Source organism: Terriglobales bacterium (assembly GCA_035543055.1).
In the GTDB taxonomy this organism is placed as follows: domain Bacteria; phylum Acidobacteriota; class Terriglobia; order Terriglobales; family Acidobacteriaceae; genus JAIQFD01.
Map to the genome: position 1 here is coordinate 1 of DATKKJ010000004.1, position 10,350 is coordinate 10,350.

Consider the following 10,350-nt stretch of genomic DNA (forward strand, 5'->3'; position numbering starts at 1 on the left):
GCTGCCTCGGCCAGCGCCCCGTAGCCGGCGCGTTTGCCCGCGGGCCCGACTACAAAACCGGGCTCGGTGTGGCACGCGGATGGCTGAACGCCCCATTCCTTGGCTGCTGCCGCCACCAACATGGCACGTGCGGTAGCTCCGGCGGTGCGCAGCTTCTCCATCGTGGTACGCACGCTGGTGCTGCCGCCGGTCAACTGCTGGCCGTACTTCGGGTCGGCCATCGCCTGCTCGACGACTACCTTCGAGAAGTCGACATCCAGTTCCTCAGCAACCATCATGGGCAGGGAAGTGCGCACACCCTGGCCCATCTCCGACTTGTGGCAGGTGATCGTCACCTTACTGTCGCGATCGATCCGCAGCCAGACGTTCGGGGCGAACTGCGGGTTTGCCAGCTTCGAGGCTTCTGTGGTCGAGGGCAGATGAAACGCAAGCACCAGGCCGGCGCCGGCGGCGCCGCTGACCTTGATGAATTCGCGACGAGAGGTTTTCATCGCGCACCTCCCGCGGCGGCGCGGTGGATCGCCGCCCGGATCCGCTGATAGGTCCCGCAGCGACACAGGATGGGCGACATGGCATCGTCGATCTGGGCGTCGGTCGGCCTGGGCGACTTGGCCAGGAGCGCCGCTGCGGTCATGATCTGCCCTGACTGGCAGTACCCGCACTGCGGCACTTGCTCGGCGATCCAGGCGTGCTGGACCTTGCCGTCAGCCAGCCCTTCGATGGTCGTGACCTTCCTGGCGCCGACCTGGGAGATCGCGGTCTGGCAGGAGCGGGTGGCTTCGCCATCCAGGTGCACCGTACAGGAGCCGCAGACGCCGATGCCGCAGCCATACTTGGTGCCGGTCAGTCCCAAGTGGTCGCGCAGCACCCACAACAGCGGCGTGTCGGGCGCGACCTCCACGGAATACGGCTTACCGTTGATCGAGAGCTTGAATGCCATCGCAGCCTCCCGGATAAAGTCGTCGGAAGTTTGCTCCCGGGTAGCGGGGATTGGCAAGGACTAGAGCAGACTTTCTAGGGTGTGGAATATTGCCAAAGACAGATCTCGTTTCCGTCAGGATCGCGCAGGGTGGCGAGCACGCCGTTGGCCTTGGGCTGGGGCGCGGAAACAGCCACGCCTTTCACGCGGAGATTAGCAGCCGCGGCCTCGATGTCGGCCACGCGGAGGGTAAGCCGGGCGTTGCCGTTGCCCTCGAGGGCCCCTTCCTTCCGCGGCACTAACTCGACCAGTACCCCATCGAGATGGAAGCGAGCCACAACGTCTCGGGAGGTGAGCTTCAACTCGAGTACGTCCTGGTAGAAGCGCACGGCCCGGTCCAGGTCGGAGACGTAGTAGAAGACGCAATCGAAATGGAACCGCACGCTAGCCGCCCGCCGGGTGCTGCTGGGTCATGCAGTGCAGCGTACCCAGCCCGAGCACCAGGTCGCCGCAGTAGATGGGGACGACCTGGCGGTCGGGCATGGCGTCGGCCAGGATGTTGAGAGCCAGGCGGTCGTTCGGGTCGTTGAAGGTGGGCACCAGCACGCGCTGGTTGCAGATGTAGAAGTTGGCGTAGCTGGCGGGCAGGCGCTGGCGGTCGAACCAGACCGGCGCCGGCATGGGCAGCTTGATGACCTGGAGGGCGTGGCCGTCCTGGTCGGTGGCGCGGCGCAGGATCTCGAAGTTCTCCTGGAGCGGCTCGTGGTTGGGATCGGAGCGGTCGGGCTCGAAGGCGGCGACCACCGTGCTCGGGCCGACGAAGCGCGCGATATCGTCGACGTGGCCGTGAGTGTCGTCGCCGGCAATGCCCCGATTCAGCCAGACGGTCTTCCTGACCCCCAGGTACTCGGAAATGACCTCCTCCAGTTGGGAGCGGGTGAGGCCGGGATTCCGCGCCTGCTCGGGGGAGAGCATGCACTCTTCTGTGGTGAGCAGGGCGCCGCGGCCGTTGACCTCGATGCTGCCGCCTTCCAGCACGATGCGCCGGCCGTCGCTGGCGGGCTGCACCCGCCGCAGCTTGAAGCGGGCCGCGATGCGGGCCGGCAGCTTGTCGTCCAGGCGCCAGTCGTCGTACTTGGCCCAAGCGTTGAAGCGCCAATCGAGCGCGGTGAGCCGCTTGCCGTCGGAGACAAATATGGCCCCGCTGTCGCGCAGCCACCCGCGGTTGGTCGGCCAGGTGAAGAAGTCCACGTTGTCGAGCGACAAGTGGGCCCGGACCAGGACCTTGCGGGCGTCCTCCCGCGCATCGGCGCTGTCGACGATGAGCAGTACGCGCTCGACCGCCGCGATGTGGCGCACGATCTCGGCATAGACCCAGGGGATGGGCACAAACTTGCCCGGCCAGTCCGTCTTGTTATGTGGCCAGGCGAGCCAGGTTCCGTAGTGGGGCTCCCACTCGGCGGGCATGCGGAAGACGTTGCGCGTTTCGCGTTTCACGTTGCGTGTCGGGCTCAGTCGAGGAAACGATTGGTGATCGGGGCGTAGGCGTCCACCCGGCGGTCGCGCAGGAAGGGCCAGTTGCGGCGGACCTCTTCGAGCTTCTTCAAGTCCACCTCCCCGACCAGGACTTCTTCCTTGTCGTGGGAGCCTTCCGCGATCACGGTGCCGAAAGCGTCGCACAGGAACGACCCGCCCCAGAAATCCAGGCCCTCGCCGGGAGCCGATTGCCCCCGGATGTTGCCGGTCTCATGCCCGACCCGGTTCACCACTGCCACGTAAACACCGTTGGCGATGGCGTGGGCGCGCTGGATCGTCCTCCAGGCATCGTGCTGCGCCTTGCCAAACTCCTGCTTTTCTCCCGGATGCCAGCCGATCGCGGTGGGATAGAAGAGAACATTCGCTCCCTGCAGGGCGGTCAGGCGCGCTCCTTCCGGATACCACTGGTCCCAGCAGACGAGCGTCCCCAGGCGCGTGATTTGGGTGTCGAATACCTTGAAACCCAGGTCGCCGGGCGTGAAGTAGAACTTTTCGTAGTAGAGCGGGTCGTCGGGGATGTGCATCTTGCGATAGAGGCCCTTCAGGGTGCCGTCGCTGTCCAGGACTGCCGCCGTGTTGTGATAGACCCCCCGCGCGCGCTTCTCGAAGACCGAAGCGATGACCGCCACCTTGGCTTGCCGCGCCAGCTCCGCCATGGCCTGGGTCGTAGGACCGGGGATGGGTTCCGCAAGATCGAACAAGGCCGCGTCTTCCCGCTGGCAGAAATACTGGGTCCGGAACAGCTCCGGCAAGCAGACGATGTGAGCGCCGCGACCGGCGGCGTCGCGCACAAAGTCGCAGGCGCGTCGCAGGTTCTCGTCCGGGTCAGGGCCGCAGGACATCTGGATGAGGCCGACCTTGAATCTTTCCAGCATCGCGCCGGTAGGATAGCAGTCGCCAGTCGTCAGTCGCCAGTCGTCAGCAACATCATTGACGCGGATGATGGCGGCAAGTTAGTTTTCTACGTTCCATTCCGTGCACAACTTGAGGTGCTCTTGAAGAAATCCCAAGGCTCGGGAATCGAGCGCAAGCTGCACGATCCCAAGAAGGACAAGCTCAGCCCGGTGTATCCCCTGGATCTGCGGAAGACAGGGAGCATCGACGACTTGGTGCGGGCGATGGCCGACACCGCCTTCACCGGACGCCAGCTGGGCGAGGCGGCCGACGTGCTGGAAGCCATGGCGCGCGACGAGGATTGCTTCGTGGTGATGACCCTGGCCGGGGCCATGACCGTCGCCAAGCAGGGGCTGATCATCACCGACCTCATCGAGCACGGCATCGTGAACGCCATCGTTTCTACCGGAGCATTGATGGCGCACGGCCTGGTCGAGGCCACCGGATGCGAGCACTTCCGCTACGACCCCAGGATGAACGACGTCGAGCTGTACGAGGCGGGTTACAACCGCGTCTACGACACCCTGGAGCCGGAGACCAACCTCAACCACGTGGAAGCGGTCTTCGGCGAAGTGCTGAAGAAGTGGGACCCGAAGGAAGTCGCCTGCTCCTACAAGCTGAATCGGGCGATCGGAGAACACCTGTATTGCACGACCAAGGCGCGCGGCATCTTGAAGTCGGCCTACGAGAAGAGTGTCCCGGTGTTCGTGCCCGCATTCACCGATTCGGAGTTGGGCCTGGACTTTGCGCTGCATAACATCGAGCTGCGCGGGAAGAGAAAACCCGAGATCCCGTTCAACCCGTTCCTCGATCTCGAATATTTCGCGGACACGCTGCTCAAGCAGAAACGGCTTGGCATTTTCACCATCGGGGGCGGCGTGCCGCGGAACTGGGCGCAGCAGTTCGGGCCCTTCATCGAGCTGCGCCACCGTCGCGGGGGCGAGGACGTCCCGCTCAAGCGCTACCACTACGGGCTGCGCATCTGTCCCGAGCCGGTGTACTGGGGCGGCCTCTCCGGCAGCCCCTACAGCGAGGCCATCTCCTGGGGCAAGTTCGTACCCCCGCAGGAGGGCGGACGCTTCGGCGAGGTCTTCCTGGACGCCACCGTCGGCCTGCCCATCATCGTGGCAGCGGTGCTGGAGCGGCTGGGGAAGAAGTAAGGACCCCGTCTCGTCAGGCGTACGGGTAGAAGAGAAAAAACAGCAGGGATAATCCCGCCAGAACCCATAGCCCCGACTTCACTTCACGGCTGCGGCCGGCCACCACCTTGAACAGCGGGTAGAGCACGAAGCCGGCCGTGATCCCGATGCCGATGTTGTAGGTAAAGCTCATCAGGCCGACCACCGCGAAGGCGGGGATCAACTCGCTGTAATCGTGAAAATCAATGCGGGTAATGGGGGCGAGCATCAGCAGGCCCACGATGATCAGCGCCGGCCCGAAAGCCTGGGCCGGGATGGCCGCCACGAACGGCGAGAAAAAGAGCGCCAGGGCGAAGCAGGCGGCGGTGACGAGGGCGGTCAGGCCGGTGCGTCCGCCGGCTTCGACGCCCGTGGCCGATTCGATGTAGGCGCCGGAGGTGGTCGTGCCCACCAGGGGGGCGAAGGTGGTGGCCAGCGCGTCGGCCAGCATAGGGCGCTCGATCTGCGGGAGATTTCCGTGCTCGTCGAGGAAGCCGGCGCGGGCCGAGACGCCGATCAGCGTGCCCATCGTGTCCACGAACGACATCACCAGGATGGTGAGCACCACCGGGAAGAAGCTCCAGCTCAGGAGGCCGCGCAGATCCAGCTTTAGCAGGATGGGCGCCGGATTGGGCGGCAGGCTGAGCAGCGCGTGTGGCGGAGCCGCAATACCGGTGGCAAACGCCAGCACCGACGTGATCACCACGCCGATCAGGATGGCGCCGGTCACCCGCCGCATCATCAGCGCGGCAATCACGATGAAGCCGACGATGGCGAGGAGGACGGGCAGGGAAGTCAGGTGACCGGCTTTCACCGGCGCGCCCGGGACGCCTAGCGCCACGATGCCGGTCTCATTCAGGCCTACGAAAGTCATGAACAGCCCGATGCCGACCGCGAAGCTGTAGCGCAGGCCCGGCGGGACGGCGTCTACCAGCCATTGGCGGACCCGCAGCAGCGTCAGCAGGATGAACAGCACGCCGGCCACGAACACTGCGCCCAGCGCCTTTTGCCAGGGGAACCCCAGCACCTGGCAGACGGTGAAGGCGATGAACGCGTTCTCGCCCATGTAGGGCGCGATGGCGAACGGCCGGTTGGCGTAAAGGCCCATGATCAGGGACCCGAAGATGGCGGTCAGAATGGTAGCGACCATCGAGGGTTCGGCGGGGATACCTGCGGTCTTGAGGATGGCGGGGTTCACCACGACGATGTAGGACATCGTCAGAAAAGTGGTGATCCCGGCCGTGATCTCACGACGAAGGTTGGTGCCGTGCCGCTCGAATCCGAAATAGCGTGAGATGGGATCGGTGATTTGCAATTTGTAATTTGTAAAGTTGAAAGTCTCCGCTCTCGAAACACTCAACTTTGCAAATTACAAATTACAACTTCGACTTCAGTCGAAGATCAGGATCGCCGCCGCGATGACCGTGGTCCAGCGGCCGCGCTTGTCGCCCACCGCCGACTGGGTGATGTTCATGGTGCGCACGATCTTGTTGGAGATGCGGTAGATCTCCTTCTTCTCGTCCCAGGAGCGGTCGGGATCGAACTCGACGTCCAGGGTGGTGGCCAGCATCTCGGCGGCCAGTTCTTCGGCGTAGTCACCGGCGACGTCGTCAGTCTCGCCGAAGGAGTGGTGCTCGCTCAGGTAGCCGTAGGTGGAGCGGTCGGCCGGGATGGCCACGCCGATGCTCGACGCCACCAGGCGGTGCGGCTCGCGGGTGGAGTTCTCCGCCACCACGGCGAAGACCACCTCGCCGGGGCTGAGGTACTTGAGGCCGTCCTTACGGGCGGTCAGCTTGCAGTGCGGGGGAAAGATGGAGGAAACGCGGACCAGGTTCTGCGCGGCGATCCCGGCGTCCCGCAGCGCCAACTCGAAAGAGGTCAGCCGCTCCTTGTGTTTTCCCACCCCCTTGGTGAGAAACAGCCGCTTGGGGACCATGTCTTTTCCCAATTCGAACACCCTCCGCTAGCGCACAAAATCTGAGGCAGAACGCAAGAATGTAACACAAGCGCAATCGCCGCGCGAAAGGGAACTGTTAAGGGGCGGTTACAGGGCTGATTTTACGTCCGGCTTCAGCTTCACCGCGATGTCGATGAAGGCCAGCGCGGCCCGGCTGAGGGCCTTGTCCTTGCGGAAGACCAGACCGAGGTCGCGCTTGATGTGGGCGTCGGCGATGGCGAGCGCGGCCAGCAGGCCCAGCTGCGCCTCTTCCTTGACGTTGGAGCGGGCGATGAAGCCGATCCCCACGCCGGCCGCCACGAAGCGCTTCAGGATCTCGCTGGAGTCCAGCTCCATGGAGATATTGGGCTTCAGGCGGCGCTCATCGAAGAGGGCATCGATGGCGTCGCGGGTGCGCCCGCGCTGCGGCAGCAGCAGCGGGCACTGGACCACGTCGGCGATGGCCACCGACTTGCCCTTGGCCAGCGGATGGCGGGGCGCGCAGATCACCACCAGCTCGTCCTTGTGGATGGGGACCACGGTCAAGCGGGTGTCGTTCACCGGCAGGGAGACGACTCCGAAGTCCACCGAGTTGTCCACGATGTTCTCCAGCACCTTGGAGCTTTCCGAGCGCTTCACGGTAATGGCGACCCCGCCGTACTGGCGTTTGAACTCGGCGAACACCTCCGGCAGGACGTACAGGCAGGTCCCTTCGTTGGCCCCCACGATGATCTCGCCCCGGGGCTCGCGTTCCATCTCCCCCAGGGCAGTGATGAGGCGGCGGCGGGCGTCGAGGGCTTCTTCCGCATACTTCTGAAAGAGCTTGCCGGCGGCGGTAAGCGCCACCTTGCCGCCGGAGCGGTCGAAGAGCTTGGCCCCGACCTCCTCCTCGATGGCCCGGATCTGGGCGGAGATGGCGGGCTGAGTGCGGAAACGACGTTCCGCCGCCCGGGAGAACGAATGATGCCGGGCCACCTCCAGGAATGTCTCAAGCTGATCGAAGTCCATAGTGTGTACTCAGTGGACGGCGGGTTCGGCCAGAGTGCTTGGGCCGTAATAACGGTAATGCCCGGTGACGCGCCAATGGAACAGCACATCTTCCACCTGCGGTCCTTGTCCGATGTTATGCACCACCATATAGCGGCCCGATGGCCCCCGCCGGTCCACCACCATGCCAATATGGTCCACCCCTCCCCCGAGATCCCAGGTGACGATATCGGCGGGCGTATAGTCATCCGGGCTCGAAGACTTGGCCAGCACCCGCCCCTTGCGAGAGAAGAAAACCATGAGATTGGGGACGCGGCGATGGTCAATATTGCTGTCGGGCCGCCGGCGAGGCGGGCTCCCGCGTCGCGGGTAGGCCGAGGGGTGCGCCACAATGTCCTCGTGCACCTCCTTCTGCAGATCGATCCCGACAGCCCGGTAGATGCGCACAATCTCGTCGGTGCAAACTCCGGTATCGGCCGGTACGTCGCCCCCCGGATAGGCAATGCGGACGTACCTTCCGTCATAGCGGACCTGATGGCCAGTACGCTCCAAGCCGGCCTCGACCAGCTTGCGGACCAGCACCCGACGCGGTGCTTGACCGAGCGCGCCTGTAGCCAGCAGGGCGACGACGAGCAAGCCGCACCCCGACCAGAATCGTCCACAGGTTGGGGCTTTTACGGCGGGATCCTGTGGTTCCGTGGTGCGTTTCTGGGAATAACGGGAGCTTATCGGCCCCATAAAAAGTATGAATTTCCCCACCGGCCAAGCGCCACGTAAGCTGCAGTGTCCCGGGGAAATCGAGAGGATTGTAGTGTACCCGGGCCCCGGTGAAGCGGGAATTCTGCCGGAAGCTGGCTTTAACCTCTTCCAGTTCTTGAACTTTGCCCGGTAAGCGACGTAACCACAGCACTTTCCAAGACTTTGCGCGAAGCGCAAAAGGAGCGAAGAATGGCAACTCCCAAGGACGTAATGGAGTTCGTGAAGAAGAATGGAGTGAAGTTGCTCGACCTGCGCTTCACCGACCTTCCCGGACTCTGGCACCACGTCTCCTACCCCATCGACCAGTTCAGCGAGGACTCGTTCGAGGAAGGGTTCGGCATGGACGGCTCCTCGATCCGTGGCTGGGCCGCCATCCACGAGAGCGATATGCTGCTCATCCCCGACCCGGCCTGGTTCATGCTCGACCCCTTCACCGAGGTGCCGACCCTGGTGATGGTGGCCGACGTCATCGATCCGGTCACCAAGCAGCGCTACGACCGTGACCCCCGCTACATCGCCAAGAAGGCGGAGATGTACCTGGCTTCGACCGGCATCGCCGACACCTGCTACATGGGCGCCGAGGCCGAGTTCTTCATCTTCGATAACATCCGCTTCGACCAGAAGGAGAACCAGGGCTTCTACTTCATCGACGCCGAAGAAGGGCGCTGGAACTCGGGCCGGCTGGAGAACAACCTGGGCTACCGTCCGCGCTACAAGGAAGGCTACTTCCCGGTGCCTCCGACCGACCATTACCAGGACCTGCGCAGCGAGATGGTGATGACCATGCAGCAGGCGGGGATGGAGGTCGAGTGCCACCACCACGAAGTCGCCACCGGCGGGCAGACCGAGATCGACCTGAAGTTCGACAAGCTGGTGATCTCCGCCGACCACATGATGCTCTACAAGTACATCGTGCGGAACGTGGCCAACCAGTACGTCAAGACCGTCACCTTCATGCCCAAGCCGCTCTTCCAGGACAACGGCAGCGGCATGCACACCCACCAGTCGCTGTGGAAGGGCGGCAAGCCGCTCTTCGCCGGCGACGGCTACGCGGGATTGTCGCAACTGGCGCTGTGGTACATCGGCGGGCTGATCAAGCACGGCCCCGCGCTGGCGGCCATCATCGCCCCCACCACCAACTCCTATAAGCGCCTGGTTCCGGGCTTCGAAGCGCCGGTGAACCTGGCGTACTCGCGGCGCAATCGGTCGGCGGCCTGCCGCATCCCCATGTACTCGGCCAGCCCCAAGGCCAAGCGCGTGGAGTTCCGGCCTCCCGACCCGAGCTGCAACCCCTACATGGCGTTCGCCGCCATGATGATGGCGGGCCTGGACGGCGTCGAGAACAAGATCGATCCCGGCCAGCCGCTGGACAAGGACATCTACGATCTCGGTCCCGAGGAGCTGGCCAAGGTGCCCTCCATGCCCGGCTCCCTGGCCGAGGCCCTGGACGCGCTCGAGGCCGACCACCAGTTCCTGCTCAAGGGCGACGTGTTCACGGAAGAACTGCTGGGCACGTATATCAGCTACAAGCGGGACAAAGAGGAGGCGGCGGTGCGGCTGCGCCCGCATCCCTACGAGTTCGCCCTCTACTACGACATTTAACCCGTAGCGCTGGCACCCTGGCCGGCTGTCCTTGCCGCGCCTTGCGGCCGGCAATCGCGAGGAAGCAATTGAAGGCCCGGCACATGCCGGGCCTTTTCGCTGGCGGAAGAAGAGGTCTAGTGGCGAATCTTGGATTCTAGGGCTTACACCAGCCATTCAGCCACAACGTAAGGAGCGTGGTTGCCGACCCGATTATGCCCGCAAGTAATGCAGCGATTAGCGGAATTAGTGACTTCCACCAATCCTTTGCCGCCACTTGCCGGTCATGCAGGTCAATGGCGGTTTGCAATAGTTTGTGCACCAGATCTGGTTGAAGTTTCCGCTCTCCCTCCGCTCCCTCTGGCGTTACATGCCTAGCAACAAGAGACAGGACATGCTCACCATCTTCTTTCACGCGAAAAAGTTCTTTGTGCTCTCTCGCCAAAGATACCCACGAATCAGACGATTCGGGCATACGTTGCAATTCGGCCCTGAGCCCGCCCTCACTGCGGTGAGCGTGTTCGTCTAGGGCGAGTACCTGAATCAACGCTAAGACATCG

Annotated in this window: 12 protein-coding genes; 2 read left to right on the forward strand and 10 right to left on the reverse strand. The window is 63.8% G+C overall.

The annotated features are described in order from the left end of the window. From VMS96_00120 to VMS96_00140, 5 genes are all read right to left on the reverse strand, one after another. A partial coding sequence (locus tag VMS96_00120; protein ID HVP41802.1) for a molybdopterin cofactor-binding domain-containing protein occupies window positions 1-491 on the reverse strand: 491 nt, incomplete at its 3' end. Continuing rightward, on the reverse strand, window positions 488-940 hold the full coding sequence (locus tag VMS96_00125) for a (2Fe-2S)-binding protein (protein ID HVP41803.1): 453 nt from the start codon (window positions 938-940) through the stop codon (window positions 488-490). The genes VMS96_00125 and VMS96_00120, both read right to left, overlap by 4 nt. A gap of 74 nt (window positions 941-1,014) precedes the next feature. Then, window positions 1,015-1,362: a VOC family protein gene (locus VMS96_00130; GenBank protein HVP41804.1), complete on the reverse strand. Its 348-nt coding sequence runs from the start codon at window positions 1,360-1,362 to the stop codon at window positions 1,015-1,017. Window position 1,363: 1 nt separating this feature from the next. Further along, window positions 1,364-2,416, reverse strand: a complete 1,053-nt coding sequence (locus VMS96_00135) for an agmatine deiminase family protein (GenBank protein ID HVP41805.1) — start codon at window positions 2,414-2,416, stop codon at window positions 1,364-1,366. Window positions 2,417-2,430: 14 nt separating this feature from the next. Further along, window positions 2,431-3,330 (reverse strand): carbon-nitrogen hydrolase, encoded by a 900-nt coding sequence (locus tag VMS96_00140; GenBank protein ID HVP41806.1) that lies wholly within the window; start codon window positions 3,328-3,330, stop codon window positions 2,431-2,433. Window positions 3,331-3,450: 120 nt separating this feature from the next. Between VMS96_00140 and VMS96_00145 the strand changes: the two genes are divergently transcribed. Continuing rightward, window positions 3,451-4,509 (forward strand): deoxyhypusine synthase family protein, encoded by a 1,059-nt coding sequence (locus VMS96_00145; protein HVP41807.1) that lies wholly within the window; start codon window positions 3,451-3,453, stop codon window positions 4,507-4,509. 13 nt (window positions 4,510-4,522) lie between these two features. On the opposite strand, the gene VMS96_00150 is transcribed toward VMS96_00145, so the two are convergent. The 4 genes from VMS96_00150 to VMS96_00165 form a co-directional block, all read right to left on the reverse strand. Further along, window positions 4,523-5,842, reverse strand: a complete 1,320-nt coding sequence (locus VMS96_00150; GenBank protein HVP41808.1) for an NCS2 family permease — start codon at window positions 5,840-5,842, stop codon at window positions 4,523-4,525. Window positions 5,843-5,917: 75 nt separating this feature from the next. Continuing rightward, a complete protein-coding gene (locus VMS96_00155) occupies window positions 5,918-6,463 on the reverse strand; it encodes an arginine decarboxylase, pyruvoyl-dependent (GenBank protein ID HVP41809.1) in 546 nt (181 codons plus the stop codon). A 108-nt stretch (window positions 6,464-6,571) separates the two neighbouring features. Then, window positions 6,572-7,471 carry a LysR family transcriptional regulator gene (locus VMS96_00160; GenBank protein ID HVP41810.1) on the reverse strand — a complete coding sequence of 300 codons (900 nt, stop codon included), beginning with the start codon at window positions 7,469-7,471 and terminating at the stop codon, window positions 6,572-6,574. Between the two features lie 9 nt (window positions 7,472-7,480). Further along, window positions 7,481-8,086 (reverse strand): DUF1287 domain-containing protein, encoded by a 606-nt coding sequence (locus VMS96_00165; protein ID HVP41811.1) that lies wholly within the window; start codon window positions 8,084-8,086, stop codon window positions 7,481-7,483. Window positions 8,087-8,398: 312 nt separating this feature from the next. On the opposite strand from VMS96_00165, the gene glnA reads away from it, so the two are divergent. Then, the gene (gene glnA / locus VMS96_00170; protein ID HVP41812.1) at window positions 8,399-9,811 is read left to right on the forward strand and encodes a type I glutamate--ammonia ligase; all 1,413 of its coding nucleotides are present in this window, start codon (window positions 8,399-8,401) and stop codon (window positions 9,809-9,811) included. Between the two features lie 136 nt (window positions 9,812-9,947). On the opposite strand, the gene VMS96_00175 is transcribed toward glnA, so the two are convergent. After that, the coding region (locus VMS96_00175; protein HVP41813.1) for a hypothetical protein at window positions 9,948-10,350 on the reverse strand (403 nt) is incomplete at its 5' end.

What these genes read in the sequence shown, in the direction of transcription:
- VMS96_00125 (HVP41803.1), bottom strand. Translation starts at nt 940, where the DNA reads ATGGCATTCAAGCTCTCGATCAACGGTAAGCCGTATTCCGTGGAGGTC.
- VMS96_00140 (HVP41806.1), bottom strand. Translation starts at nt 3,330, where the DNA reads ATGCTGGAAAGATTCAAGGTCGGCCTCATCCAGATGTCCTGCGGCCCT.
- VMS96_00155 (HVP41809.1), bottom strand. Translation starts at nt 6,463, where the DNA reads ATGGTCCCCAAGCGGCTGTTTCTCACCAAGGGGGTGGGAAAACACAAG.
- VMS96_00160 (HVP41810.1), bottom strand. Translation starts at nt 7,471, where the DNA reads ATGGACTTCGATCAGCTTGAGACATTCCTGGAGGTGGCCCGGCATCAT.
- glnA (HVP41812.1), top strand. Translation starts at nt 8,399, where the DNA reads ATGGCAACTCCCAAGGACGTAATGGAGTTCGTGAAGAAGAATGGAGTG.